Origin of the sequence: Pseudomonas sp. ME-P-057 (genome assembly GCF_030208975.1) — a bacterium.
Taxonomy (GTDB): Bacteria; Pseudomonadota; Gammaproteobacteria; order Pseudomonadales; family Pseudomonadaceae; genus Aquipseudomonas; species Aquipseudomonas lutea.
Genome location: NZ_JARVSX010000013.1, coordinates 69,226 through 94,168, shown reverse-complemented (window position 1 = coordinate 94,168; position 24,943 = coordinate 69,226). Strand labels below are relative to the sequence as shown.

The 24,943-nt window shown below is 61.8% G+C and carries 22 protein-coding genes; 6 read left to right on the top strand and 16 right to left on the bottom strand.

Annotated features, from left to right (window positions below):
* Genes QRN48_RS06920 through QRN48_RS06910 form a run of 3 tightly spaced genes read right to left on the bottom strand, consistent with a single transcriptional unit; the run spans nt 1 to nt 2,443 of the window.
* Nucleotides 1-600, bottom strand: coding sequence for an SAM-dependent methyltransferase (locus QRN48_RS06920; protein ID WP_285349641.1), 600 nt, complete (start codon nt 598-600; stop codon nt 1-3).
* Complete coding sequence (locus QRN48_RS06915) at nt 597-1,358, bottom strand: PIG-L deacetylase family protein (protein WP_285349640.1); 762 nt, start codon at nt 1,356-1,358, stop codon at nt 597-599. Before QRN48_RS06915 ends, QRN48_RS06920 begins: the two co-directional genes overlap by 4 nt.
* Nucleotides 1,355-2,443: an acyl-CoA dehydrogenase family protein gene (locus QRN48_RS06910; RefSeq protein WP_285349639.1), complete on the bottom strand. Its 1,089-nt coding sequence runs from the start codon at nt 2,441-2,443 to the stop codon at nt 1,355-1,357. The genes QRN48_RS06915 and QRN48_RS06910 overlap by 4 nt, the downstream gene beginning before the upstream one ends.
* A gap of 434 nt (nt 2,444-2,877) precedes the next feature.
* On the opposite strand from QRN48_RS06910, the gene QRN48_RS06905 reads away from it, so the two are divergent.
* Both QRN48_RS06905 and QRN48_RS06900 read left to right on the top strand, forming a co-directional pair.
* On the top strand, nt 2,878-3,486 hold the full coding sequence (locus tag QRN48_RS06905; RefSeq protein ID WP_037010666.1) for an SCO family protein: 609 nt from the start codon (nt 2,878-2,880) through the stop codon (nt 3,484-3,486).
* Nucleotides 3,486-3,983, top strand: a complete 498-nt coding sequence (locus QRN48_RS06900) for a copper chaperone PCu(A)C (RefSeq protein ID WP_285349637.1) — start codon at nt 3,486-3,488, stop codon at nt 3,981-3,983. The genes QRN48_RS06905 and QRN48_RS06900 overlap by 1 nt, the downstream gene beginning before the upstream one ends.
* Before the next feature lie 685 nt (nt 3,984-4,668).
* Here the strand turns inward: QRN48_RS06900 and QRN48_RS06895 are convergent.
* From QRN48_RS06895 to QRN48_RS06875, 5 genes are all read right to left on the bottom strand, one after another.
* Entirely contained in the window at nt 4,669-5,943 is a 1,275-nt protein-coding gene (locus QRN48_RS06895; RefSeq protein ID WP_285349650.1) for an Nramp family divalent metal transporter, read from the bottom strand.
* 188 nt (nt 5,944-6,131) lie between these two features.
* The gene (locus QRN48_RS06890; RefSeq protein WP_191943474.1) at nt 6,132-6,797 is read right to left on the bottom strand and encodes a glycosyltransferase family 2 protein; all 666 of its coding nucleotides are present in this window, start codon (nt 6,795-6,797) and stop codon (nt 6,132-6,134) included.
* 220 nt (nt 6,798-7,017) lie between these two features.
* Nucleotides 7,018-7,581, bottom strand: a complete 564-nt coding sequence (locus QRN48_RS06885; RefSeq protein ID WP_191943473.1) for a type 1 glutamine amidotransferase domain-containing protein — start codon at nt 7,579-7,581, stop codon at nt 7,018-7,020.
* Between the two features lie 202 nt (nt 7,582-7,783).
* A complete protein-coding gene (locus QRN48_RS06880; RefSeq protein WP_191943472.1) occupies nt 7,784-8,131 on the bottom strand; it encodes a hypothetical protein in 348 nt (115 codons plus the stop codon).
* Nucleotides 8,132-8,172: 41 nt separating this feature from the next.
* On the bottom strand, nt 8,173-8,403 hold the full coding sequence (locus QRN48_RS06875; RefSeq protein ID WP_285349634.1) for a hypothetical protein: 231 nt from the start codon (nt 8,401-8,403) through the stop codon (nt 8,173-8,175).
* Nucleotides 8,404-8,443: 40 nt separating this feature from the next.
* On the opposite strand from QRN48_RS06875, the gene QRN48_RS06870 reads away from it, so the two are divergent.
* The 4 genes from QRN48_RS06870 (at nt 8,444) to QRN48_RS06855 (ending at nt 12,030) form a co-directional block, all read left to right on the top strand.
* A complete protein-coding gene (locus tag QRN48_RS06870; protein ID WP_285349631.1) occupies nt 8,444-9,529 on the top strand; it encodes a glycoside hydrolase family 3 N-terminal domain-containing protein in 1,086 nt (361 codons plus the stop codon).
* A gap of 191 nt (nt 9,530-9,720) precedes the next feature.
* Nucleotides 9,721-10,485: a trans-aconitate 2-methyltransferase gene (gene tam / locus QRN48_RS06865; protein WP_285349630.1), complete on the top strand. Its 765-nt coding sequence runs from the start codon at nt 9,721-9,723 to the stop codon at nt 10,483-10,485.
* 80 nt (nt 10,486-10,565) lie between these two features.
* Entirely contained in the window at nt 10,566-11,069 is a 504-nt protein-coding gene (locus QRN48_RS06860; protein ID WP_285349629.1) for a cupin domain-containing protein, read from the top strand.
* Between the two features lie 175 nt (nt 11,070-11,244).
* Nucleotides 11,245-12,030, top strand: a complete 786-nt coding sequence (locus QRN48_RS06855) for a sulfite exporter TauE/SafE family protein (protein WP_037010645.1) — start codon at nt 11,245-11,247, stop codon at nt 12,028-12,030.
* Nucleotides 12,031-12,143: 113 nt separating this feature from the next.
* Here the strand turns inward: QRN48_RS06855 and QRN48_RS06850 are convergent, their stop codons facing one another.
* The 8 genes from QRN48_RS06850 to glgA all read right to left on the bottom strand — a co-directional run bounded on the left by QRN48_RS06850 (nt 12,144) and on the right by glgA (nt 24,833).
* Entirely contained in the window at nt 12,144-12,449 is a 306-nt protein-coding gene (locus QRN48_RS06850) for a DUF6482 family protein (protein ID WP_037010644.1), read from the bottom strand.
* Between the two features lie 230 nt (nt 12,450-12,679).
* Nucleotides 12,680-13,009, bottom strand: coding sequence for a hypothetical protein (locus tag QRN48_RS06845; protein WP_191943467.1), 330 nt, complete (start codon nt 13,007-13,009; stop codon nt 12,680-12,682).
* Between the two features lie 671 nt (nt 13,010-13,680).
* On the bottom strand, nt 13,681-15,861 hold the full coding sequence (gene glgX, locus QRN48_RS06840; RefSeq protein WP_191943466.1) for a glycogen debranching protein GlgX: 2,181 nt from the start codon (nt 15,859-15,861) through the stop codon (nt 13,681-13,683).
* Nucleotides 15,862-16,045: 184 nt separating this feature from the next.
* Nucleotides 16,046-16,537: a DUF2934 domain-containing protein gene (locus QRN48_RS06835; protein WP_037010639.1), complete on the bottom strand. Its 492-nt coding sequence runs from the start codon at nt 16,535-16,537 to the stop codon at nt 16,046-16,048.
* A 16-nt stretch (nt 16,538-16,553) separates the two neighbouring features.
* On the bottom strand, nt 16,554-19,340 hold the full coding sequence (locus tag QRN48_RS06830) for a malto-oligosyltrehalose synthase (protein ID WP_285349625.1): 2,787 nt from the start codon (nt 19,338-19,340) through the stop codon (nt 16,554-16,556).
* Complete coding sequence (gene malQ / locus QRN48_RS06825) at nt 19,337-21,406, bottom strand: 4-alpha-glucanotransferase (RefSeq protein WP_285349624.1); 2,070 nt, start codon at nt 21,404-21,406, stop codon at nt 19,337-19,339. The genes QRN48_RS06830 and malQ overlap by 4 nt, the downstream gene beginning before the upstream one ends.
* A complete protein-coding gene (gene treZ, locus QRN48_RS06820) occupies nt 21,396-23,222 on the bottom strand; it encodes a malto-oligosyltrehalose trehalohydrolase (protein WP_285349622.1) in 1,827 nt (608 codons plus the stop codon). The genes malQ and treZ overlap by 11 nt, the downstream gene beginning before the upstream one ends.
* A gap of 24 nt (nt 23,223-23,246) precedes the next feature.
* Nucleotides 23,247-24,833 carry a glycogen synthase GlgA gene (gene glgA / locus QRN48_RS06815; protein ID WP_285349620.1) on the bottom strand — a complete coding sequence of 529 codons (1,587 nt, stop codon included), beginning with the start codon at nt 24,831-24,833 and terminating at the stop codon, nt 23,247-23,249.
* Nucleotides 24,834-24,943: the final 110 nt, after the last annotated feature.

Here is a 24,943-nt window from a genome sequence, read left to right as displayed (position 1 = left end):
TCAAAGCACGGCTTCGGCGAGGTCGATTCCGCGGGGGTCCTTGCTCCACACCTCCAGCAGGAAGTCGCGCTCCTCGTGCCGAATCGTGCGCTCCATTGCCAGGTGTCGCCCCAGCACTTGATGCACGTCGCGGCCGTCCATCGGGCAACCTTCGATGGGGTGCAGCCAATGGCAGGCCAGCACCGTGCCGTCCGGTGTCAGGCTTTCGCGGACGCGCTCGATGATCTCGGCGAAAGCTTCAGGCGTGAGGTAGTAAGCCCATTCGCTGATGACCACCAGGTCGAATGCGCCGGCCGGCCAGTCCTGCGGCAGGCAGCCCTCCAGCACCTCGACGTGGGGATGTGCGCTCAGCCGTGCACGGGCCAGCGTGACGGCCCGGGCGCTCATGTCCATGCACAGCAAGGCGTCACAGCGCTCTGCCAGGCGCAGGCTCAGTTCGCCGTTGGCGCAACCCGGTTCGAAAGCTCGCGCGTAGCGCTGACGAGGGAGCATTGCCAGGGTCAGGTCACGTTTGCGGTGTTCGTACCAGCGGGTGCGAAACGCCCAGGGATCGTCGCTGTTGGCGAACAGAGCGTCGAAATACTCACCGGAAATGCTCACAGAAATACCAGTTCGAATGGCTGCAGGAGACGCTCTAGCGTTACCGGGCTCAGGACCGGGGGGGCGCCGGTGCTGGGGTCGCTTTCAAGCTGGCTCAGATGAGCGCCGACTGCTTTGCGCTTGCGTTGCAGTTGCTCGTCGCTGAGCCAGAATTTACGCGCTTGCTCCCATGGAATGCGCGGGTCGTTGGGCTCGGCCCAGTGCCATGCCCAGACCGGGATTTCCACCAGCGTCGCGCCGCTGTTGGCGGCCGCCTGGGCAGCGCAGTGGCCAACCGCTTCGTGATCACAGTGGCCGTCGTGGCGCCAGGTGGTGACCAGAACATCCGAAGGGCGCAGGTCTTCGCTGAGCAGCGCGATCAGTGACTCGGCCTGCTCGGCGACCTGCCCGTCGCGCAGGCCGAGCCGTTGCCAGGACAACCGCATGACGTCGAGGCCCAGGTGTGCCACCGCGTGCACGCTTTCCCGGGGACGCTCGGCTTGCAGGCGCTGTACGGGCCACAGCGGCGAGCCCGGATGGCTGCCCTCGCCATCAGTGACGGCGATCAGCTGCACATCATCCTGGCGTCGGGCCATCGCGGCAAGCAGCCCGCCGCAGGTCAGCACTTCATCGTCGGGGTGTGGCGCAAGCACAATCAGGCGCGCCCCGGGCGGTACCAGTTCTTCGAGGGTAACGGGGCGCACACCGCGTAGCGCGACACTGTCTTGCCAGGCGCTCAAGGAGGTTCCGCTGACGCCAAAAGGGGATGCTTCATTCATAGAGACCAGTCCTCGGTTGCGCTCGCGGCGACTCGCTGGCCCAAGTGCGCCAGGTCCCGTTCGGCGTGACTTTGTCGGATAAACACGGGCAGGTCAGCGGCCAGCCGGGCGAAGTGCGGATCGCGGCAGAAAGGCGTCGCGCCCAGCGCCCGGCCGACATGCCGACACACCTGCTCGACGGCCATTTCGACCTGCGCACGCAGGCGCTGAACGGGCAGACTTGCATCCTGTTGCGGGTGCGCATCAATCCATCCGGCGCATTCACGCAAGGACGCTGCAGCGCCAGCCAGCGCTGCATCAACGGCGCCCAGATGGGCATCGGCGTGGGGTTCGGCACGCCCATCTCGTCGATGCCTGCGCAGGACGTTCGCCAGCGCCACTGCCGCGCCATACCAGGCCGCAGCGATGCCGCCGCCGCCCTGCCAAAACCCGGGGCGGGAGAGGTAGCCACCACTGTCGCCGACGCAAAAGCCGACTGCCCGGTCAAAATGCACATCGACGCTGGCGGTACTCGCCATGCCCACGGCCTGCCAGTGCTGACTGGCAAAGCTGACGCTCTGTTGTTTGAGGTCGACAGCCACCAGGTGCGGCGTGCCATCGTTCGCCCACGCAGTCAGCAAGGCGTAATCGAGCAGTTGCGCGCCGGAGCACCAGGCCTTGCGGCCGTCTAGCTGTACTTGATCGCCTTTGCGCTGACTGACGATGACCCTGGCGTCGGGCGGTTCTGCCGCCCACACCCCCCAGACCCCGGGCTTGGCAAACGGCGCTTCGACCGCCCTCCGGTCGCTCGGCGGGTTTAAGTCGGACTGCATGCCCGGTGGGTTAAAGCCCAGTTCATGGAGGATGGCGAGGGCGTCGGTGTGGCCCTCATAAAGCTTGAGCAGCGGCAGGTCGATACCGGCCACGGCCGCCAGGCGCTGCCAGCGAAGCAAGGTGCGGCCGCTGCCCGGCAAGGGAAGTTGATCGAGGCCATGGTCGACGCAGCGCTGCATGGCGGCACGCAACGCGGCATCCGGCAGGTGCGGATTGTCACGCCGGGCGAACTCAGCCAGCAGTGATTCCAGTCCTTGTGCGTCGTTGTGCATGCTGAGCCCTCAATGTCCGTCGCTCATGCGCAAGACGTGAGCGTTGTGGCCCTGTTGCGCGGCCTGCTGAAGCCATTCGGCAGCGCAAGCGAAGCGGGGTTCAAACATTTCTGCGGTCACAGTCGTTGCATTGATGCGGGATGGGCTGGCCAAAAAAACGCAGCGCGTGAGGCCTGCAGGAACAGGTGTGCGGTTTTGTCGCAGCGGGCAGTCCGTTGGCACTGCGGGTCAAGGCGTTCACGGCGTTAGAATGCTGTCGGTAACAGTCGTCCGCTACGCAATCGGCGCACTTATGCGCGACACTGTCGGGCACCTGTTTTTTTCGCTTCGTCCCTCGCCGCTCCAGTGCGACTGCCAATGAACGCCTGCGAACCGGCAAGCTGGACGAAAAAAGGCCTGGCATTGGCTGGCCGCTGCTTTCGAGAGATCGCCAGATGAATGAGTTTCTGACCCGCCGTCAGGTGGTCGCCGGCATGGGCCTGTTGGGGCTGGGCCTGCTGGCCGGTTGTGACGGTTCGACCACTGCGCTGGATTTCAAATACGGCAAAGATCTGAGCAACAAGATCATGGGCCGCACGTTCAAGCTGACCGACACTGACGGTGAGGTCAGAACCCTGTCGAGTTATCGCGGGCTGATGCCGATGGTTTTCTTCGGCTTCACCCAATGCCCGGCAGTGTGCCCAACGGCCCTGGCGCGCGCCGCACAGATCAAGAAGCTCATGGGCGAGGACGGCAAGACGCTGCAGGTGATTTTTATCACCGTAGACCCCGAGCGCGACACGCCGCAGATTCTCGACGCTTACATCAAACAGTTCGACCCGACGTTTGTGGCGCTGCGCGGTTCGCTGGAAGACACCGCCCATGTCGCCAAAGAATTCGGCGTGTTCTACGAGAAGGTCCCGGCGGGCAATACGTACACCATGTCCCACACCGCCACCAGTTTCGTCTTCGACTCCCGTGGCAATCTGCGCCTGGGGCTGTCGCCATCCCTTTCCGCCAAACAATGCGCGGAAGATTTGCTCACTGTCATGGAAGTCTGCTGATGAATGCTTTGTTGAATGCTGTTTCGCGTTCGCTCGCCTCGCGTGCGTGCGGGGTCGTGCTGCTGGTGGGTGTCAGCCTGGGCGCGGTTGCACAGACGCGGGTCGAGGACCCCTGGGTGCGTGCGACAGTGGCGGGGCAGCCGTCCTCCGGCGCGTTCATGCGCATCACCGCCGACACCGACAGCACGTTGCTCAGCGTGACATCGCCGGTGGCCAAGGACGTGCAGATCCATGAGATGAGCATGACCAATGACGTCATGCGCATGGGCCCGGTCGACGCCGTGCCTCTGCCCGCAGGCAAGACCGTGGCGCTGGACCCTGAGGGTTACCATGTGATGCTGATGGGCCTGAACGGGCAGATCAAGGAAGGCGACCAGGTGCCTCTGGCGCTGACGGTCAAGAACGCCAAGGGCGAGACCGAAGTCCTGAACGTCAGTGCTCCGGCCCGCGCGGCGGCCACGATGGACATGAAACACGACCACGGGATGACGCATTAAGCCCCCTGCGTAGATAGAGGTTCGTCCAGCCAGTGGACCGGCTTACGTCGAACTGTAGGAGCGCGCTTGCCGGCGAATGCAGGGTGTCAGGCGATTGATTCGTCACAGGCAGAATGCTTTCGCGGGCAAGCGCGCTCCTACAGTGGTTTTGTGTAGGGCGTACAACCTTTGGCATACGTAAGGCCCGCGCCTGCAATGGATTTCGTGCAAGGCGCGCAACTTTTAGCGTGGTTGAGGTCGGCGCCTGCAGGTTGGTATGACAATGGCTCACCATTCAACGCGATCGATGTAGGAGCGCGCTTGCCCGAGAATGCAGGGTGTCAGGCGGTTGATTCGTCGCAGGCAGAATGCTTTCGCGGGCAGAATGCTTTCGCGGGCAAGCGCGCTCCTACAGTGGTTTTGTGTAGGGCGTACAACCTTTGGCATACGTAAGGCCCGCGCCTGCAATGGATTTTGTGCAAGGCGCGCAACCTTGGGGGCGGCTAAGGTCGGCGCCTGCAGGTGGGCATGACAATGGCTCACCATTCAACGCGATCGATGTAGGAGCGCACTTGCCCGCGAATGTGGGTGTCAGGCGATTGATTCGTCAGAGGCAGAATGCCTTCGCGGGCAAGCGCGCTCCTTTAATGGATTTGTGTAGGGCATACAATCTTTGGCGCGGATAGGGTCCGTAGGAGCCGGGGCTTCAGTCGCCAAACGCCCCCACCAGCAGCACCACATTCAGCACGATGATCAGCAGCGCAATGCCCCAGGCGACGCTCGTCAGCACCGGTCCGGTCACGAATGTGCCCATCAGCTTGCGGTCTGACACGAAGCGCACCAGCGGCACGATGGCGAACGGCAGCTGCATCGACAGAATCACCTGGCTCAGCACCAGTAATTTCGCGGTGCCCTGGGCGCCGTAAATACTGGTGACGACGATCACCGGAATGATTGCCAGCCCGCGGGTCAGCAGGCGACGTATCCACCCCGGCAGACGCAGGCGCAAAAAACCCTCCATGACGATCTGGCCGGCAAGTGTGGCGGTGACCGTGGAGTTGATGCCCGACGCCAGCAGAGCGACGCCAAACAGCATCGATGCCATGCCGATGCCCAGCATCGGCGACAGCAGGTGGTAGGCCTGTTCGATTTCCACCACGTCGGTCTTGCCGGCCTTGTGAAAGACCGTCGCCGCAGTGATCAGGATGGCGGCGTTGACGAACAGCGCCAGGGTCAGCGCGATGGTGCTGTCGGTAACCGCCCAGCGCAGACCGATGCGTCGGCCTTCTTCCGTGCGCGGATAGGCGCGGGTCTGCACGATGGAGGAATGCAGATACAGGTTATGCGGCATCACCGTGGCGCCAATGATGCCGATCGCCAGGTACAGCGCCTCGGGGTTGGTCACCACCTCGGCCTTCGGAATGAAACCAGCAAACAGCTCGGCCAGGTCAGGCTGTGCAAGGACCATCTGAATGGCGAAGCAGCCGAAAATGATCAGCAGCAGCGCAATGACAAAAGCCTCCAGCGCCCTGAAGCCACGGCCCATCAGCAGAAAAATCAAAAAAACATCCACGGCAGAGATGACCGCGCCCCAGATCAGCGGGATGCCGAACAAAAGATTAAGCGCGATGGCGGTGCCAATGACCTCCGCCAGGTCGCAGGCCACAATGGCAATCTCGCAGGCGACCCACAACGCGATGCACACGGGCCGGCTGTAGCGTTCCCGGCAGGCGCGGGCCAGGTCCCAACCGGTGACGATGCCCAGACGCGCCGACAACGCTTGCAGAACAATGGCCATCAGGTTCGACAGCAGGATCACCGACAGCAGCAGGTAACCAAATTTCGAGCCGCCCGCGATGTCCGTGGCCCAGTTGCCCGGGTCCATGTAGCCCACGGCAACCATGTAGCCAGGGCCGGTGAACGCCAGCAGCCGTTTGAACCAATTGCCGGTCTTTGGCATGGCGACGCTGGCGCTGGGCATGCCGCCACCGAGCGTGTCGTCCCCGGGGCGGGCAGAGTGGTCAATGGGCGGCATCGAGAATTCCGGCTGTTAAGCGTGAGCAGTGGGCGGGTGGTGTAGACGGCATTCTGACCGTGCCCCGAATGGAGCGCGGGAGCAGACGACTCTGGCCGATGCTTCCGTCAGACCGACGCAAGTGGGCGCAACCCTCAGCCCGGCATCGGCGTCGCTGCCAGCGTATTCAGATAATCGCCGAAGCCTTCCTTGCAACGGTAGTCCTTTCGCGCACTGGTGGTGACGCTGTTTGCGGATATCCACGCGATGGAAGCACCGATGCGTTGCAGATCAGCCACCAGATGCACATCTTCGTGGGCCGCCAGCGCTTTGAAGCCGCCGGCGCGCTGGTAGGCATCGGCGCTTACACCCAGGTTGGCGCCGTGAATGTGCCGATGGTCATCGACCGGCTGGTACAGGGAATCGTAGCGCTGACGCACGTGTTCGGGGTAACCGGACCAGTCGTCGACCTCTACGATGCCACAGACCGCGTCGGCCTGCAGACTGACCTGATGCGCCAGCCAGGCGTAAGGCACGACGCTGTCGGCATCGGTAAACGCGAGCCAGCGGGCGCCGCGTTCCAGCAGAATGCGCGCGCCTTCGGCCCGGGTCATGCCGACGTTGCGGTAGGCGCACAGCCGAGTACCGACGGGGTGCGCGGCCGCTACCTGCGCTGAAGCGTCGGAGCAGTCATCGAGCATGATCAGAATTTCCACGGGCTCGCCGTGCAGACCCTCGTGGGCAGAGGCAGCGATCAGGGACTTGATGCAGTCGTGCAGAAAATCTTCCTCGTTGTGCGCGGGGACAATAATTCCAATCATCAAAAGGTCTCGTCTCGGCACCTGCGCTGATCGCGGCGTCCGTGGATGTCGACCGAAGCGGCGGAAATTTGGTTTCAAGTATTTTCGTTTCGGTGGGGCCGCTTCGTCTATTAGCTCACCGACGTGACTTTTTTGAGGGCGCACAAACGCATCGACGCCGCTGTTCAGCGGCGTCGATGCGTCTTGCTTAGGTGAGCGCCGGGGCGCTCTGAAGCGAACTTCAACCGGCCAGCAGCGCCTGAGTGATCGCCTCATTGAAGGCCGGAATGTCATCTGGCGTGCGCGACGTGATCAACGTCCAGCCATTGGCCGGGCATTGCTTGACCTCGGCGTCCACCCAGTCGGCTGCGCCGGCGTTGACCAGGTCGGTGCGCACACTTGGGTACGAAGTGAGCGTCTTGCCCTTGATGACACCCGCATCGATCAGCAGCCATGGGCCGTGACAGATTGCCGCGACCGGCTTGCCGGCATCGGCGAATGCCTTGACCAGCTGCTGCGCATCGCTGTCCTGGCGCAGGGTGTCAGCGTTGACGGTGCCACCGGGGATCACCAGCGCGTGGAAATCACCGGCAGACAGCCCGCTCAGCTTGCTGTCGGAGGTGACGGTGGCGTCTTTTTCGGTGTCGTGCAGAAACAGCTGCGCAGTGCCGCCTTCGATGGTGGCGTGAGTCACCGCAGCGCCTTGATCCTTCAGTGCCTGCAGCGGCTTGAGCAACTCATCGCGCTCGATGCCGGTGTTGGACGTGATGATCAGGACCTTTTTGCCGTTCAGTTGATTGCTCATGCTTTCGGTTTCCTCTGACGTTTACACGGCGCCCATGTAGCAGGCGTTGTGACGTTCAGAGGAAGTCTGAAAAACAAAAGTTCAGCCCGATTGCTCAACGGGCGATGACCAATCTGCAGCGTGAACCTTGCCTCGCCGCGTGGTGGCGGGGGTTACGCCATGCGCCGTGCGACCAAAGGGCGCAGTTTCGATGCGTTGCCGATTACAGGCAATCGCGTACCGCTTTTTCCAATGCGTTGCGGCCAAAAGCGGACGACAGCGGGGCACGCTGGTAAAGGAAAACGCGGGTCTTGGGATTGCCTTTGTAGACCTCGAGGATCTCATCGGAAGCGATCTTGCCGGAGATGAGCAGTTTGTAGTGGCCCTTGCTCTCGGTCATGGTCGTGTCGGGCTTGATCTGCTGCCACTTGGGGTAAATGCACTTGGCGTAGTCAGAAGGCGTCTTGGCGGTATCAAAATCATACGACGGGTTGTTCGGCGTTGAACTGCAACCCGCCAAAGCCACGCCCATGGCGCAGCTGAGCAACAAGCTCGGTAGAAAACGGCGCATCAATTCATCCTGAATTAGAAAACGGGACAGTGATCGGCACTTTACGTGTTGGGTTGATCGGCGGCTATGTTGACCAGCAACCGCGCAAATGAAAAGCGCACGTTCGGAATAATTTCCCGGCTGCGTCTCGGGCAGCCGCAGCCTCGTTGCAGCCGAATGCCTTGCGGCCAAGGCGTCTTCAAAGGAATGCTCGTTTTGCAATCTCTGTGCTCGATTTTGTTGACAGGCTGCTCGATCAATATAAAGTGAGCGGAAACGAGCATAAGCATCATGCACATCCGCTCGTCAGCATCGTATCGAGGTAGGCCGCACATGAAACACGACGAGCTGCAACGGGCTGCGCGATCAGTCCTGATGCCGGCGATTGCCGGGCTGACCCTCGACGACCCGGTCCGTCGCCATCTGCATGCTGGCGGGGTATCGGTGCTGCTGGGTGAAACCCGGGACGAATATCAGGCGCGGCGCATGAGTTTCGAGCGCAGGCGTGCTGAAACCCATGTGCAGTTCTCAACCATGGCCAGGGACGCCAGGTTGTGTGCAGCGGCGCCAGTGCTCATCGCCGTGGATCAGGAGTTGGGTGGCATTCAGCGCTTGCACGGGCTGGTACCGGGCATGCCAACGCCGGCTGCGCTGACGCACATGAGCGCCGTTGACATTGAGGCCCGCAGCTATGAGATGGCTGGCTCGGCCCGTGCCATGGGCATCAACCTGTTTCTGGCGCCCATCGTGGATGTAGTGACCGGGGTCAATCCCTGGCTGCACAATCGCACGCTCGGGGCCGATCCTGCCGAAGTGGCACGCATCGCCTTCGCGTTTATCCGCGGGGTGCAACGCGCCGGCATCACCGCCACCGCCAAACACTTCCCTGGCCATCACGCGCTGGCCCAAGACCCGGCGGTGGAGCGAGCTGTAGTGCCCGACAACGCTGCTGCGCTGCACGACGGGCTGGACGTGTTTCGTCAGGTGATCGCTGCGGGCGTCGGGGCGATCATGCCGGGCCCTGCGGTGTTCCCGGCCCTGGACCCGCATCAGTCGGCGAGTACTTCGGCGGCGGTGATCGGCCTGCTGCGCCAGGGCCTGGGGTTCAAAGGGCTGATCGTGTCCGACGACCTCGATGCCGTCTCCATACTGGCCGGCAACAGCATCGCCCAGGCCGCGATTGCGGCCCTGAACGCCGGCGCACATCTGTTGCTGGTGTCGGCAGAGGCGGGGCTGGACGACCTTGCTGACGCGATCGAACAGGCGGTGGCGCAGGGACAACTCGACGCCCGGTGCCTGCTGGCCGCTGCACACAAAGTCCGCTCCACAGCCCTGGCCTCAAACGCCCAGGTGGAGGCGGGGCTTTACGTGTCCTACCCCATCAGCGGGGGCCATCTGACACGCCGCGTAATGCTCTAGCCGAGCCAACTTTCACACGCGTGCAACGGTTTATTGCTTGCAGCTTGCAGCTTATCGCTTGCAGCTTGCAGCTTGCAGCTTGCAGCTTGCAGCTTGCAGCTTGCAGCTTGCAGCTCGTTTGCCACCCATTTGTACTCCGGGCCTGCGCGTTTTACTCTCCATGACTTCGCACATGTCAGAAGGAATGCCCGATGAGCTGGTCCGCCAAGCAGTACTCCCTGTTCGAGCAACAACGCACGCGTCCGGTACGCGACCTCGTCGCCGCCATCCCGAGGGAGTCAGCCCAGACCGCTGTAGACCTCGGTTGTGGCCCGGGCAACTCCACCGAGGTGCTGGCCGAGCGTTTCCCCCAGGCCAGGGTCACGGGTCTCGACAGTTCCACTGACATGCTCGGCGAGGCGCGGCAGCGACTGGCGGCGGTCGAGTTCATCCAGGCCGACATTGGCGACTGGAAGCCTGCGCAGACCTATGACGTGATTCTGGCCAATGCCTCGCTGCAATGGGTGCCTGACCACGCGCAGCTGTATCCGCGGCTGGTCAGCCTGCTCAACCCGGGCGGTGCGCTCGCGGTGCAAACGCCGGACAACCTTGATGAACCGGCCCATCGCCTGGCGCGCGAAATTGCCGCGAGCCCGCAGTGGGCCGACAGGATCGGCGACGTAAGGCATCCCGATCGACACCCTGCGCCATATTATTTCGACCTGCTGAGGCCCCACTGCGCCGAGGTCGACGTGTGGCGCACCACCTATCATCATCCCCTCGCAGGCGGGCATCCAGCGGTGGTGGAGTGGTTCAAGGGCTCGGCCCTGCGGCCCTATCTGCAAAGGCTCGATCAGGCCGCGCAGCAGGATTTCCTCGACACGTATCTGCATGCGATTAGCCAGGCCTATCCGCTGCTCGCCGACGGCACCGTGCTGTTGCCATTCCCGCGGCTGTTTATCGTGGCGACCCGTTGACCGGGTCGATCCCCGGCGCGTGCTCTGGGGCCCTCGTGCCGGGCCTGTCAATTGATATCAATTCCATGCTGGAGTGAGCCATGAGCATCGACCCTGCGGCACTGGCCGCGCGCCTGATTCGTAACTTCAACGACGTACCGCTGCAGCATGAATGCCGCGCCCCGCTGTACGAGAGCCATGCCGCACGCCTGGGCACCGGCACGGCTGCGCAAAAGCTCGGCGCATCAATCGACATCGTCGCCCCGGGCAAGCGGTCCTGCCCTTATCACTTCCACTACGCTCAGGAAGAGATGTTCATCATCCTGGACGGGCAGGGCACGTTGCGCGTCGCCGGACACATGCTGCCCGTGCGCAGCGGCGACGTCATCTTCATTCCGGCCGGCCCCGAGTACCCGCATCAATTGATCAACACCTCGGATGCTCCCCTGAAGTACTTGTCCATCAGCACACGCGAAACCCCGGAAGTGTGCGAATACCCCGACTCCGGCAAGTACCAGGCGATGGTGACGATCAATGGCGCGCGCGCCTTTGCCGCTGTGCAGCGCCCAGACGCGACCCTGGATTACTGGGAAGGCGAGCCGTGAATTTGTCGAAGCGCGCCCACGTCGGCATGCCACTCGGTAGGCTGTCCCCGCAAAGTCACATTCGGTTATAACCATAGAACGTCTCGATCTAGCGCTGATATAAGAAAACCGCCGGTCCTTAGAGCAAAATCGCTATCCTGCCTGCCGGCTTTTGAATGTGCAGTCAGGCAGAGCAATGGATTTTGGCAACGCAGGTTTCGTCGTCGCAGGGTTGGTAGTGGGTTTCATCGTCGGGATGACGGGGGTCGGCGGCGGCTCGCTGATGACGCCCATTCTTCTGTGGTTCGGCATCAATCCCGCCACTGCTGTGGGCACCGACCTGCTGTACGCCGCGATTACCAAGAGCGGCGGCGTGCTGGTTCACAAAAAGAATGACAACATCGACTGGGGTATTACCGGCTGGCTGACCCTGGGCAGCGTGCCGGCAGCGGGGTTGACGCTGTGGTATCTGAGCAGTCTGCACACGGCGCCGGACGCCATGAACCTGGTCATCAAGCAGGCATTGGGCGTGGTGCTGCTGCTGACGGCGCTGGCCATTTTCTTCAAAAAGCGCTTGCTTGCCTTCGCTCAACGCCACGCCGGGGATCGCTATCGAATGAGCGACAGGCGCCTGAACGCGCTGACCGTTCTAACCGGCGTCATCCTCGGCACCATGGTTGCGCTCACCTCGATCGGCGCTGGCGCGCTGGGCACCGTGGCGTTGTTCCTGCTTTACCCCTTCCTTGAAACCCGGCGCCTGGTCGGCACCGAGATCGCCCACGCCGTTCCGCTGACGTTAGTCGCCGGAATCGGCCATGCCAGCATGGGCAACATGGATTGGTCGATGCTGGGCTTTCTGCTGATGGGCTCGCTGCCCGGCATCTACATGGGCAGCCACTTGACGGGGCGCATACCCGATGCCGTCCTGCGCCCGTGTCTGGCGCTGATGCTGCTGGCGATCGGGTACAAGCTGGCATTTTGAGGAAGGCCTACGGCGCGTTCGCCAGCAAGCCGGCTCCTGCAACTGAGCTTTTGTCATCAGGGCTGTCAGGCATGCGCCAGATGCAGTCAGCTCAAGAACCCCTCGCCACCGGGTCAGTTACCGGAGCGGAACGGGATCGGCTCGCGCGGTGCTTCGGGAGTTGTGTGGGGCTGGCCAACCATTTCGTCGTAGACCACCGGATGGACGATGAACAGTTTCACCTCTTCGGTGGACGACAGGCACTTGCGCGCTTCATCGACCGACGCCACATGCAGCACCTCGCCATTGGGGCTGGTGATCGCATTGGACTTGCCGTCCATGAGCGCGTGAATGACGTACGAACCCCCTTCGACCGAGACCAGATTGATCTCGGTGATCTCGCCGGCTTTGACGTGTTTGCTGAGCTTGTCCAGATCCATTACGGCACCTTAATTTGCCCGAGGGCTTTTGCTGTTCCATGAATTGAAGCGAGGCCGTCGAGGCGGCCCGCATGCATTGGAAGAGGATAGCGGCGCCAAGTTCAAGGCAATTGGGCAGAGAGGAGGGCAGCCTGGCTCAGAGGTGGCTCAGGTGGCTTGCCACTGGAAGCGGTCTTGCAACACCGTGCTGCTGCCTGCCATCGATGACAGGCAGGCAGCAGCGCCTGCGATCAGCACAACTTGTCGATGACCTTCAGACCCGGCTGTTGCTGGACGGCGCCCCACTCGCTGCTCAGGGTTTCGAGCACCTGACCGAGGAACTGCTTGTCCGCAGCGGCCTTCTTGCCGACATAGCCATGCCCCTTGCGGTACATCTTCAGACGCGCGCGCATGTGCGGGTGCTGACTCTCGAACTGCTGCTCCTCGGTGCATGCGCCGAGGCCGTCCATATGCACGTTGCCTTCCTCACACACCCAAAGGATGTGGTTATCCAGGGAGTCCTTGCGGGCGGCGAACAGTCGAGCCAATTGATCAATGGTAGGTTGGTTGTTCAGGTTCATGGTTGGATACCCCTTTTTGACCACTGGTTAATCTTTCGAGTGAGTTCAAACGCTTTGGCGAACCGGTCGTCGATTCGCAGTCCTTCACACGCTGACAGGCAAGGTCCGTCGGTACACAGAGCCGGTGCCGGGCTGTCGGTGCATGGCTATCGATGAGGGCAGAGAACATGATCAAAACGGGTGAAGCGTAAGGCGGACGCCTGGTGACACGGGCAACTGGAAGGTTGACCACAAGTGTCATGAGGACGTGTCGCCAGCGCTCGGCCAAGTGGTCGATCATGCCGGTTCGGCTTCATCAATCTGCCTTGTGGGCAGCACACATCCAGAGTGGGTTCGACGGCTTTGTCGAACATGCCCGGGGTACATTTGCCAGCTCTCCCGATCGGGGAGACGCTTGAACTATGCCGTCGCCAAACAGGCCCGTCAACAGGTTTGTAGTGAATATTTTAAAGCACTACATAAATTGTAGTGTGGGAACACCCAAGTCCATTTGTGACTACAAAGTCAATGAAACCGGGCGTGGCAGCGAAGGTGAGCAATAGCGTGGTGGAATAATGCGAGGACAAAACGACGCTTGCCCGCGACCCGGTCAACCGGCCCTGTATCTGGCTGGCTGACCCGGTCGCGGGCAAGCGATTGTCGCTAGGTAGTCGGGCGCGTTGTGCTTACGCCTAATCTTCCTTCTGCAGCTTGAACAGCAGCAGCGAACGAGGCGTCACCGTGTACTCGGTGCCGAATTCAAACTCGTCCTTGCCAGTGATTTCCGGCTGGTTGGTGTCAATCAGGCTGGTCCAGTTGCGGCCTTCAGGCACTTCCGGCAGCGTGAAGTTGACGCCGTCATGGTGCGAGTTGACCACCAGCAGCAGCGTCGCTTCCGAACCGCGACGACGGATACCGGTTTCCTGTGCACGACCGTCCAGCAGCATGCCCAGGCAGCGGCCGTTCGGGTCTTCCCATTGCTCGGTGCTCATCTCGTCGCCACTTGGCGACAGCCAGGTAACGTCCTTGACGCCCAATTCCTCGTTGTAATCGCCCACCAGGAATCGGCTGCGACGCAGGATCGGATGCGATTGACGCAGCTTGATCAGGCGTTTGACGAACGTCAGCAGCGCCTTGCCGTCTTCGTCCAGATCCCAGTTGACCCAGCCAATTTCGCTGTCCTGGCAGTAGGCGTTGTTGTTGCCGTGCTGGGTACGGGCGAACTCGTCACCGGCAACCACCATCGGCGTGCCTTGGGCGAACAGCAGCGTGGCGAAAAAGTTACGCATTTGGCGCAGGCGCAATGCGTTGATTTCAGGATCGTCCGTCGGCCCTTCTACGCCACAGTTCCAGGAACGGTTGTCGTTGCTGCCGTCCTGGTTGTTTTCGTCGTTGTCCTCGTTGTGCTTGTCGTTGTAAGACACCAGGTCATGCAACGTGAAGCCGTCGTGGGCAGTGATGAAGTTGACCGAGGCATATGGGCGGCGGCCACGCTGATTGAACAGGTTGCCGGACGCCGTCATGCGGTTGGCAAAGTCGGCCAGTTGGCCTTCATCGCCTTTCCAGAACGCGCGGATGTTGTCGCGGAATTTGTCGTTCCACTCGGCCCAGCCCGGCGCGAAGTTGCCGACCTGATAGCCGCCTGGACCACAGTCCCACGGCTCGGCGATCAGTTTCACTTCACGCAGCACGGGATCCTGGCGGCAGGCCACGAGGAAACTGTGACGCTCGCTGAAGCCGTCATGGTAACGGCCGAGGATGGTTGCCAGGTCGAAGCGGAAACCGTCGACGTGCATGTCAGTCGCCCAGTAGCGCAGCGAATCGGTGACCATCTGCAGCACACACGGGTGGCTCAGGTCGAGCGTGTTGCCGGTGCCGGAGTCGTTGATGTAGTAGCGCTTGTCGTCAGGCATCAAGCGATAGTACGAGGCGTTGTCGATCCCGCGCATGGACAGGGTAGGGCCGCGCTCGTTGCCTTCAGCGGTGTGGTTGTAGACCACGTCCAGAATCACTTCCAGACCTGCATGGTGCATGTGCGCGACCATTTCCTTGAACTCGGCAATCTTGCCGTGTGCCAGGTAGCGCGGGTCAGGGGCAAAGAACGCCAGGGTGTTGTAACCCCAGTAGTTGGTCATGCCTTTTTCCAGCAAGTGCTGGTCATTGACGAAGGCGTGGATCGGCAGCAACTCGATGGACGTCACGCCCAGACCTTTGATGTGCTGGATCACGTCGTCGACCATCAGGCCGGAGAACGTACCTTTGACTTCGTCAGGCACCGAAGGGTGGCGCATGGTGAAGCCACGAGTGTGGGTCTCGTAGAAAATGGTCTTGTCCCACGGCACGTTGACGCGCTGCTCGCGGCCCCACGTGTATGCAGGGTCGATGACCTTGCACTTGGGCACGAACGGGGCGCTGTCACGCTCGTCGAAGCTCAGGTCGTCATCGGGATGGCCGATGGTGTAACCGAACAGGGCTTCAGACCACTTCAGCTCGCCGACCAGTTGCTTGGCATACGGGTCGATCAGCAGTTTGTTGTGGTTGAAACGGTGGCCGTTCTTTGGATCGTACGGACCGTACACGCGATAACCGTAGACCAGGCCCGGGTGGGCGTCAGGCAGGTAGCCGTGGAAAATCTCGTCGGTGTATTCCGGAAGCTCGATGCGCTCCAGCTCGACTTCGCCGGCGGAGTCGAACAGACACAGCTCGACCTTGGTGGCGTTGGCGGAAAAGATCGCGAAGTTGACGCCGAGGCCGTCCCAACTGGCACCCAACGGGAAGGGCAGGCCTTCACGAATGCGCGAGGCCGTGACTTCGGGGGCGCCAGCGTTGCCGGATTCATTCTGTGTAGCGGCTTTCTTATCTTGCGTGCTCATGTGTATTCCTGACGTTCGAATGAGTTCCTGAAGGCGAACAAAGCCGTGGCCGCAGTTCCAGGACTGCGCCAGCGATGCAACAGGGTGGCTATTACAGGGTTGAAAGTTGCCGCAGGGTCGCTGTAAACGCGAGTCCTGCGGCAGGGGTATTGGCTGTGCGACGGTGTTGCGTCACACCAACAGGTCAGGGCGCGGGAGGCTTGGCTGCGGCTGGCTTCTTCGCGGAAGACTTGGCAGCGGGTTTTGCCGCTTTGGCACCCGAGTCAGCGCCACTGGCAGCGGCTTTGGGCTTGGCAGCAGGCTTCGCTGCGGCCTTGGCGGCTGGCTTGGCACTGGGTTTGTCAGCTGGCTTGGCATCGGCTTTCGCTTCAGCCGGTGCGGCCGACTTTTCAGCAGACTTGTCAGCAGGCTTTGCCGCCGCTTTGGCAGCGGGTTTTGCAGCCGGCTTGGCCGCAGACTTGGCAGCGGGTTTCGCAGCGGCAGCCTTGGGCTCCGCCTTGTCGTCAAGCTTGGACTTCGCCGTCTTCGCAGCGGCCGGTTTCTTAGGCGACTTGGCCTCGGCTGCTGCCAGCTTGCGCGCCATCTCCCAGTGGCGGGCGTCCTGCCCATGTGGCTTGCCTTCCGTTTCCCAGATCTGGTGGGCAAGTTCGCTGATTCTTTTCTCGTCGGCACTCATCTCGACACTCCCGGTATCACAAGGTTTGTATAAGCAGGTTTACAGAAATTTCCTTGAGCGCTGCGCTGAGCAACATTTCCTTGCTGGATGTGACTGTAGCCTGTGAAAAAAGTCCCTTCCAATTTGGATTTGAATCAGCGAACGGCAGGTTGATTCGTGTATCGCCCCAATTTACTGCACTGATGAATGGAGTTTGCGCAGTGCCTAATAGTTCAGCCGGCAAGCGCGGAACCACAACAATAGCTCGCATTTCCTCCGTCACTCGCGCAAAAGCGAGGACATGTTCCGCCTTTTCTCCTACCACTTCGAGCGGCAGGTATTCGCCTTCGGCAAACACAGCGGGGTACTGGTTGCGCAGCTCAAGCACCTGAGCAATCAGCGCCTGCTTGATACGGCCGTCCTGCCAGTGGGTCAAAAGCTCGGCAACCGGAACGGATTCCGCCAGTGCGCGTTCCCGTGCGGGATAGTCCACTGGGCGACGGTTGTCCGGGTCCACCAGGCTGAAGTCCCAGAATTCAGTGCCCTGATACAGGTCCGGTACACCCGGCGCAGTCATGCGCAGCAAGGTTTGCGCCAGACTGTTGATTGCACCGGCGGCAGCGATACGGTGCGCTGTCGCACCAATCGACTGGCGCAAGGCCAAGCCTTCCTGGCTCAGCAGCAATTGCTGCAGGAACTCACGGCACGCTGTCTCGTACGCTTCATTTGGCGCGCTCCAGCTGCTGTGCAGCTTGGCTTCGCGCAGGGCCTTTTCCTGCCACTGGGTCAGACGCTTTGCATAAGCCTCGAACGCCGGCTCTCCCTCCAGATCCAGCGGCCAGCTGCCGATAATCGCCTGATACAACATCAGTTCGTCGCCGGGGCTAATGGGGGTATCGCCCGTCTTGAGTGGCGCCGACAGCTGCTGCCAGCGCTCCACCTGCTCGGCGTACCACGGCGCCATTTCGCTCAGCACGGCAAGGCGCGTACGGGTGTCTTCGCCGCGCTTGTGGTCATGGGTCGCGGTGGTCAGCAGGTTATTGGGGAATGATGCATGACGTTCGGCACTGACCTGGTGAAACGCCTCCACCGGTGCACTGAAATGTTGCGGGTGGAAGCCCACGTCGTTACGCGACAGCAGCACGGCAGAGCGATAAAAGGACGTGTCTTCCACCGACTTGGCCGCTACCGGCGAGGTCAGCTGCTGGAATCGGTTACCTGCTTTGCGGCGCATTTCGCGCAGCGGGCCGGTCGGGTAGTCGCGCAGTTTCTCACCGCCGAGCCACAGCTTGAGCGAGTCCAGGACAGGCCAGTCGCCTTCACTGAGCATCTCCCGGGCGCCATCCATTGCCTGCTGGAAGAAACGCTCGTCTTCAGCCGAACGTCCACAAGCGGTCAGGTAGGTACGGTAGACCGGGAAATTACTCACCAGCGCCAACAGCGCACGGCGGATCGCCCCAAGGGTCATGTCACGGGTCATGACGTCGCTTCGGGCCACTTGCAGCAGCGCCTGGGCGAGGTTTTCGAAATCGCCGGCCAGGGTGCCATGCAGAACCAGATCGCGAGCCTCCAGCACTTCCTGGTTGAAATCCGCCGTGCGACCGCTGACGCGGCTCCACAGCTCGCCCAAGACCGCTTCGCCTTTCGGGTCATGCTGCAGCAGCGAGACCTGGTTCATGAACTCGTAGCCGGTGGTGCCATCGACGTTCCAGTCGGTGCGCAGTTGCTCGTCCGGGCCGAGGATTTTTTCCACGAAAATCGGCAGACGGTCCAACTCCGTGCCGGCCGGACGCAGCTTCATCAGGCTGTCCACGCGACGACGCAATTTGCGGCAATACCCGCGCGGGTCGGCAAGACCATCGATGTGGTCGATGCGCAAGCCGTCCACAAGCCCCTCGGCGATAAGCTCGAAGATTTTGCCGTGGGTCGCCTCGAACACCTGCGAGCGCTCGACCTTCAGGCCGCCCAGCTCGTTGATATCGAAGAAACGGCGCCAGTTGATGTCATCGCCAGCGGTACGCCAGCTGGCCAGACGGAAGTCCTGCTGCTCCAGCAAACGGTGCAGCCGAGTGAAGCCCTCCGGCGTGCTGGAGTCGAATTGCGCCAGCCCGTTCTCGACGGCCTTCACCAGGTCCGGATTGGCCTTGACGCTCGCTGCCAGGTCCGCTTTGGCCTGACGTGCGCGCTCGTATGCCTGCGGGAACTCGTCCAACTTGGCGAAGCGCTGAGCCAGCTCGTCGAGTTCGGGACGTTTCGCTGCACTGAGCAGCGGTCCGTAAGTGCCCGGGTTGATCGGGAAGTGGTGCTGATAATGCTCGGCGTAAAAGCTGCCGTTTTCGGCGTCGAAACGCAGGGGGACTTCGCCGTTCTGCAGGACGGTGCCGTAGTCGGTGCTGAGGAACGGCAACAGCAGTTGGCCTTTTAGCAACGGATCCGGAGAATTCCACTGAATGTCGAAGAACTTGGCGTATGGGCTGCGCTGGCCCCACTCGATCAGGTCGAGCCACCACGGGTTATCGTTACCGCCCACGGCCATGTGGTTGGACACGATGTCGAGAATCAGCCCCATGCCGTTTTCGCGCAGAGCCGCGACGAGGCGCCGCAACGCTGGTTCGCCACCGAGCTCCGGATTGATCACGCGCGGGTCAACCACGTCGTAGCCGTGCATTGAACCTGCGCGTGCTTTCAACAGCGGCGAAGCATAGATATGGCTGATACCCAGACGGGCAAAGTAGGGCACCAGCTTGGTCGCATCGTCCAGCGTGAAGTCTTTGTGGAACTGCAGGCGCTGTGTTGCCCGCAGAGATTTAAGGGGGGTTGTCATTGATCACGCTCCGCGGCTTGTTTGCGTGCCGCTGCCAGAATTTCAAGACGTCGCGCCGCATCGGCGTTATCCAGCAGAGAACTGCTGTCGCCGTTGAGCCGACGTCGCCAATTGGGATGACTGTCGATGGTGCCGGGGAAGTTGGCTTGCTCCTCGATACCGAGAGCATCCTCGATGGGGAGCAAAACCAGCGGCGCCGGGGTGTGGCCGAGGTAGGCGATGCTGTGGTCGATGATGTCGCTGGCAGACTGCCCTGGCATTGTGTAGTTCTGCTTGAGCGCCTTCACCAGGCCTTGCCGCTCGCGTTCGCGATCGGCGCGCATTTTTTGCGCGGCGGCCTCGTCGGCAAACCCGAGGGTCTGGTTCCATTTGACGTCCAGTTCGCTTAACCAGCCTGTCAGTGTCGGCAGGTCATGGGTGCTGGTTGTGGCCAGCGCGTCTTTGGACCACTTCATGATGGGCTTGAACGTTGCGTTGTCCTGTTCGAACAACAACACGCGCATGCCGAGAATCTCGCGCTCGGACAGCTTTTCATGCAGCCCTTCCGGGACAGTGCCCAAGTCTTCGCCCAGTACGATTGCCTTGTGCCGCCAGGACTCGAGGCTCAACAGCCGCAGCATGTCGTCCAGCGGGTAGTTCAGGTAAGCACCCTCATTGGGTGGCGAGCCCATCGGGATGACCCACAGGCGCTGCAGGCCCATGACGTGGTCAATGCGCAGGCCGCCGGCGTGCGCAAAGTTGGCCCGCAGCATTTCGATAAACGCCTGGAAACCGTTGCGCTTGAGGCCCGTTGGTGAAAACGCCGAGATGCCCCAGCTCTGCCCGGCACGGTTGAGAATGTCCGGCGGTGCGCCGACTGTCAGTGCCGAAAGCAACTCGTCCTGACGGCTCCAGGCCTGGCTGCCGGCACCGTCCGCGCCAACGGCCAGGTCACCGATCAGCCCTACGCTCATGCCACTTGTGCGTGCTGCGGTCTGGGCGCGCTCGAGGCCGCGTGCAATCAGCCACTGAGCAAAGGCGTGAAAGCCAATCTCGTCGCTGTGCTGCGCCGCGAACTCATCGAGGGCAGCATGGCGCGGATCCTTGTACTGCTGGGGCCAGTCATGCCAGTTGCCGCCAATGCCCAACGTGTCGCCTGCGTCGCGCAGCGCTTCAAAGCGGCAGTGATTTTCCAGCGCTTCGCCGCCAGCGCGACGGAAGCTCTGGAAGTCTTCATGAAAGGGATGATCGCTGCCGGTGAAGTCTGCATACAGCGTGCGCAGCAGTGTCCATTTGGCCGCCGCAGCCGCTGGCCAGTCGATCAGCGGCAGGTCTTCGAGGCGTTTGAACTCTGCCGCGAGCCCGGCTTTCTCGATGGCCTGTTCAACCGCGCCGTCACCGAGAATGGTGCCGGGCGCGGCGTACAGTGCGTTGAGAAACAACCGACTGGACGGCGAATACGGGCTGTAGCGCTGGCTGTCGTTGGAAAACATGGCATGGACCGGGCTGATCGCCACAGCACAGGCACCACGCGTCCCTGCTGCACGGACGAAAGCCTCCAGGCCTTGGGTATCCCCGATGCCGCCATCTCCCTTGCGACGCAAATAGTACAACTGCGTGGTGAGGCCCCAGTCACGCGCGATCGGGGTATTGCCGGCCATGCCCAGGCTGTAGCAGGTCTTGGGCGCCACCGCGATGGTCAGTGACTGGCCATCGATTTCCAGCGCGTGATAACCCACTGCTTCGACGCCCGGCATGTGCGCCTGGGCAGTCAGTTTCCCTTCCTGCGTACGCCCGTCTTCCTGCTTGAGCGTGAAAGGGCTCGCTGGCGCGAACCACGCCGACAGGTCCACAGGCGTGTTCTGGTCCACGGTGATCAGCGGCGGCGGGGTGGCCGGCTGGCTGTCCTTGCGCAAACGCTCAAGACTGGCCTTGACTTCGTCCTCTGTGTCAGCGGGGTAACCCAGACCGCCGAGGACCTTGCGCAGGACCTCGGGGCTTACGCGTTGCGGCTTGGCGTTGGCGTCCTTCCAGTCGACCGACAGGCCTGCTTCGGCCGCCAGCGTTTCCAGTTGCTCATTGCTCATCCTGTTCCTCCACAGCATCACTCGATTTCAGGCTGACAACGGCCGTGTATTGATTGAGAGTGCCGTGTGAGGAAAGTTCTGCGGAGTTTGGCTGCGATTGATAAAGGATTCTGCTGGCGGTGAGGTCGTCGGTCGAGACGGCTTCAGTGCCCAGGTTCAGATCGATGCGCAGCTCGCTGCCGTCACCCAATTGCCAACGGGCGCTGACCGCTTTGTCGCCCAGTTCGGTGACGCCCAATGCCTTGGCGCCGGCCAGGCGAGGAAACAGCTCGGTACGACGAATCTCCAGCAGCTGCTTATATAGGGCCAGCCAGTTGCGATGGTCCTGGCCCTTGTCGGTTTCCAGCAGCAACGCATCGAAGGCCGGGCGCGACGCTTCAAACGTCTTCAGGGCGTTCGGGTCCGGGATCTGCTCGCGCTTGGCCGGGTCTTTGAACGCCGCGAAGTCCTTGAACTCGCCGCGACGACCTTCACGCACCGCATCCGCCAGTTCGTCGTGGAAGTCAGTGAAGAACAGGAACGGTTCGCTCGCGCCCCATTCGTCTCCCATGAACATCATCGGGATCATCGGCGACAGCAACAACAGGGCCGTGGCCGCCTGCAAAGCCTGCGGCGGGCTCAGCTGGATCAGTCGCTCGCCAAACGCACGGTTGCCGATCTGATCGTGGTTCTGCAGGAACAATACGAAGGAGGTGGGCGGCAGATGACCGCTTGGCTCGCCTCGGGTGTGACCGTGGCGGGTGGCTTCGCCCTGATAGACAAAACCTTCGCCCAGCAGGCGCGCCAGCTTCTGCGTAGGCTTTTCCGCGAAGTCGGTGTAGTACGCGTCGGTCTCGCCGGTCAGCAGAACGTGCAGCGTGTTGTGGCCGTCGTCGTTCCACTGCGCATCGTAACCCTGCGCCATGCGCGTGGCCTCGTTGTGCTCGTTCTCCAGCGTCAGCCACACGTGGCGCTCGCTGCCAAGGGTGTCGCGGACCTGGCGGGCGAGGTCTTCGAGGAACGTCGGGTCTTCGATGGCATGCACGGCGTCGAAGCGCAAGCCGTCGAAGCGGTAGTCCTGCAGCCACATCATCGTGTTGCCGATGAAGAAATCGCGCACTTCGTCGCGACGGAAGTCGATCGCGTCGCCCCACGGCGTCTTCTTGTCGCTGCGGAAGAAGTGTTTGGCGTAGGCGCCCAAATAATTGCCGTCCGGCCCGAAGTGGTTGTAAACCACGTCAAGAATCACCGCCAGGCCGAGACCGTGGGCGGTGTCGATCAAATGCTTGAGCTGATCGGGTGTGCCGTAGGAGGACTGCGCGGCGTAGGGCAGGACACCGTCGTAGCCCCAGTTGCGATCGCCGGGAAACTGCGCAATCGGCATCAGTTCGATGGCGGTGATGCCGGTATCGACCAGATGCTGGAGACGCTGCTCGACGCCTTCGTAGCCGCCCAGTACGCCTGCGTGCAGTTCATAAATGACCGCTTCGTGCCACGGGCGACCTTGCCAACCCGGGTTTTGCCATTGGTAGGCTGACTGATCAACGACGATGCTGTAACCGTGCACATCACCGTCCTGCGCCCGGGAGGCCGGGTCAGGTACGGTGAGGGTGTTTTCGGGGTCGAGGGTAACGCGGTAGCGGTAGCGCGTGCCGGCGGCACAGGCCGCGTCGAGCACAAACCAGCCGTCTTCTTTAGGCTGGAGGGCCTGGGCTGGCCCGTTTTCGAACTCGACGCTGACTTCTTTGGCGTCCGGTGCCCAGAGGGCAAACCGGGTGTGTTGCTGATCCAGCATGACGGCGCCGTGGCGCCAGTTTTGATCCGTGCGCGATGGCATCCGAAACTCCTGATCAGTGGTTTATCAATAATGCAGCGCCACGGCTGCGTTTTTCTTCAGCAGCTCCTGGTACAGATCGGCGTACGGTTCAACCGCCTTGTGCCAATCGAACGGAGCAGCCATGGCGCGGCAGCGCATGGCGTTGAGCAACAGAGGGCTTTCGAAGACCTTGAATGCGCGGGTCAGGGCTTCGGTGTAGCTTTCTACGGTGGACTCATCGAACAGGAAGCCAGTGCAACCGTCTTCGATGGTGTCCGCCAGGCCACCGGTGCGGCGGGCGATGGGCAGGGAACCGAAGCGTTGCGCATACATTTGGCTCAAGCCACAAGGCTCGTAGCGCGAAGGCATGAGCAGGAAGTCGCTGCCGGCAAACATGCGGCGGGCGTCGGTCTCGTTGAAGCCGACGCGCGCGCTGATCTGGCCCGGGAAGCGCGCCGCGAGCTCGCGCATGGCGTCTTCTTCCTCTGGCTCGCCACGACCGATGATCGCGATCTGGCCGCCGTTGTTGACGATGTACTCGGCCACGCCGATGGTCAGGTCCAGACCCTTCTGGTACACCAGCCGCGAGACCACGGCGAACAGCGGGCCGGTCGATGGCTCCAGTTCAAACAATTCGCGCACGTAGTCGGCGTTGATTTCCTTGCGGGTCCACTCGTTCGGCGCGAAGCGGCAAATCAGGTGCTCGTCGGTCGCGGCATCCCAGCTCTCATCGATGCCGTTGGGGATCCCGCTCAGTTGGCCGCGATCAGCCTTGCTTTGCAGGAAGCCTTCCAGACCACAACCGAAATCCGGGGTGGTGATTTCCTTGGCGTAGGTCGCGCTCACGGTGGTGATGTGGCTCGAGTACGCCATGCCAGCCTTGATAAAGGACAACTGGCCGTAAAACTCCATCCCCTCAGGGCTCAGCGCTTCGTCCGGGATGCCCAGCTCGCGGCTGGAAGCAATGCTGACGAAGCCTTGATAGGCGAGGTTGTGGATAGTGAAGATCGACGGGGTGGTTTGCCCGCGCCATTTCATATAGGCCGGTGCAAGGCCTGCTGGCCAGTCATGGGCGTGAACCAGCTCCGGGCACCACTGGGTCTTGACTGCGCCGGCAGCGAAGTCGGCAGCGGCCAGGCCCAGGCGGGCAAAGCGAATGTGGTTGTCGGACCAGTCGCGTCCTTCGTTGTCGCCGTAAGGAGTGCCCGGGCGCTCATACAATTCAGGACAGATCAGCACGTAGATGACCAGGCCATCTTTCATGTCCATTCGGCCAATCTTGCACGGCGGCAGCGCAGCGTGGCCGTTCAGCTCGCTGATGATGTGAATCGGGTTACCGCTGTTGATCACTTGCGGATAGCCGGGAATCAGCACGCGTACATCGTGCAGGTGGCGCATGGCGCGCGGCAGTGCGGCAGACACATCGCCCAGGCCACCGGTTTTCACCAGGTCGGCCATTTCTGAAGTCACGAACAGGATTTTCTTGCGGGTTACCGAAGAAATCGCCGGTTGAACAGGAGGCAGTTGCAGCACGGGTGCGCTCGTCGTTGCGAAGACCGGCAGATGGGTCAGCTCGCTGGCCGGCTGATTAAAACTCTCTCCCTTCTGGGTTTTGACAGCGGCACTAATCATCGTTTTCTCCAGTTCGATATGCAGTGTTGGTACAGCAATGGTGCAATTTCTAATTGCAGCGGCCATTTCCTATGGCCAGGCACACAAGACCTACGCAAAATCGATACCCA

Bases quoted from the DNA above. Each gene is read 5' to 3' on its own strand.
- treZ (WP_285349622.1), bottom strand. From the start codon at position 23,222: ATGCCATCGCGCACGGATCAAAACTGGCGCCACGGCGCCGTCATGCTG.
- glgX (WP_191943466.1), bottom strand. From the start codon at position 15,861: ATGAGCACGCAAGATAAGAAAGCCGCTACACAGAATGAATCCGGCAAC.
- QRN48_RS06890 (WP_191943474.1), bottom strand. From the start codon at position 6,797: ATGATTGGAATTATTGTCCCCGCGCACAACGAGGAAGATTTTCTGCAC.
- QRN48_RS06835 (WP_037010639.1), bottom strand. From the start codon at position 16,537: ATGAGTGCCGACGAGAAAAGAATCAGCGAACTTGCCCACCAGATCTGG.
- glgA (WP_285349620.1), bottom strand. From the start codon at position 24,833: ATGATTAGTGCCGCTGTCAAAACCCAGAAGGGAGAGAGTTTTAATCAG.
- QRN48_RS06880 (WP_191943472.1), bottom strand. From the start codon at position 8,131: ATGCGCCGTTTTCTACCGAGCTTGTTGCTCAGCTGCGCCATGGGCGTG.
- malQ (WP_285349624.1), bottom strand. From the start codon at position 21,406: ATGAGCAATGAGCAACTGGAAACGCTGGCGGCCGAAGCAGGCCTGTCG.
- QRN48_RS06895 (WP_285349650.1), bottom strand. From the start codon at position 5,943: ATGCCCAGCGCCAGCGTCGCCATGCCAAAGACCGGCAATTGGTTCAAA.
- QRN48_RS06910 (WP_285349639.1), bottom strand. From the start codon at position 2,443: ATGCACAACGACGCACAAGGACTGGAATCACTGCTGGCTGAGTTCGCC.
- QRN48_RS06855 (WP_037010645.1), top strand. From the start codon at position 11,245: ATGGATTTTGGCAACGCAGGTTTCGTCGTCGCAGGGTTGGTAGTGGGT.
- QRN48_RS06905 (WP_037010666.1), top strand. From the start codon at position 2,878: ATGAATGAGTTTCTGACCCGCCGTCAGGTGGTCGCCGGCATGGGCCTG.
- tam (WP_285349630.1), top strand. From the start codon at position 9,721: ATGAGCTGGTCCGCCAAGCAGTACTCCCTGTTCGAGCAACAACGCACG.
- QRN48_RS06900 (WP_285349637.1), top strand. From the start codon at position 3,486: ATGAATGCTTTGTTGAATGCTGTTTCGCGTTCGCTCGCCTCGCGTGCG.
- QRN48_RS06870 (WP_285349631.1), top strand. From the start codon at position 8,444: ATGAAACACGACGAGCTGCAACGGGCTGCGCGATCAGTCCTGATGCCG.
- QRN48_RS06860 (WP_285349629.1), top strand. From the start codon at position 10,566: ATGAGCATCGACCCTGCGGCACTGGCCGCGCGCCTGATTCGTAACTTC.
- QRN48_RS06915 (WP_285349640.1), bottom strand. From the start codon at position 1,358: ATGAATGAAGCATCCCCTTTTGGCGTCAGCGGAACCTCCTTGAGCGCC.
- QRN48_RS06845 (WP_191943467.1), bottom strand. From the start codon at position 13,009: ATGAACCTGAACAACCAACCTACCATTGATCAATTGGCTCGACTGTTC.
- QRN48_RS06830 (WP_285349625.1), bottom strand. From the start codon at position 19,340: ATGACAACCCCCCTTAAATCTCTGCGGGCAACACAGCGCCTGCAGTTC.
- QRN48_RS06875 (WP_285349634.1), bottom strand. From the start codon at position 8,403: ATGATGCTTATGCTCGTTTCCGCTCACTTTATATTGATCGAGCAGCCT.
- QRN48_RS06850 (WP_037010644.1), bottom strand. From the start codon at position 12,449: ATGGATCTGGACAAGCTCAGCAAACACGTCAAAGCCGGCGAGATCACC.
- QRN48_RS06885 (WP_191943473.1), bottom strand. From the start codon at position 7,581: ATGAGCAATCAACTGAACGGCAAAAAGGTCCTGATCATCACGTCCAAC.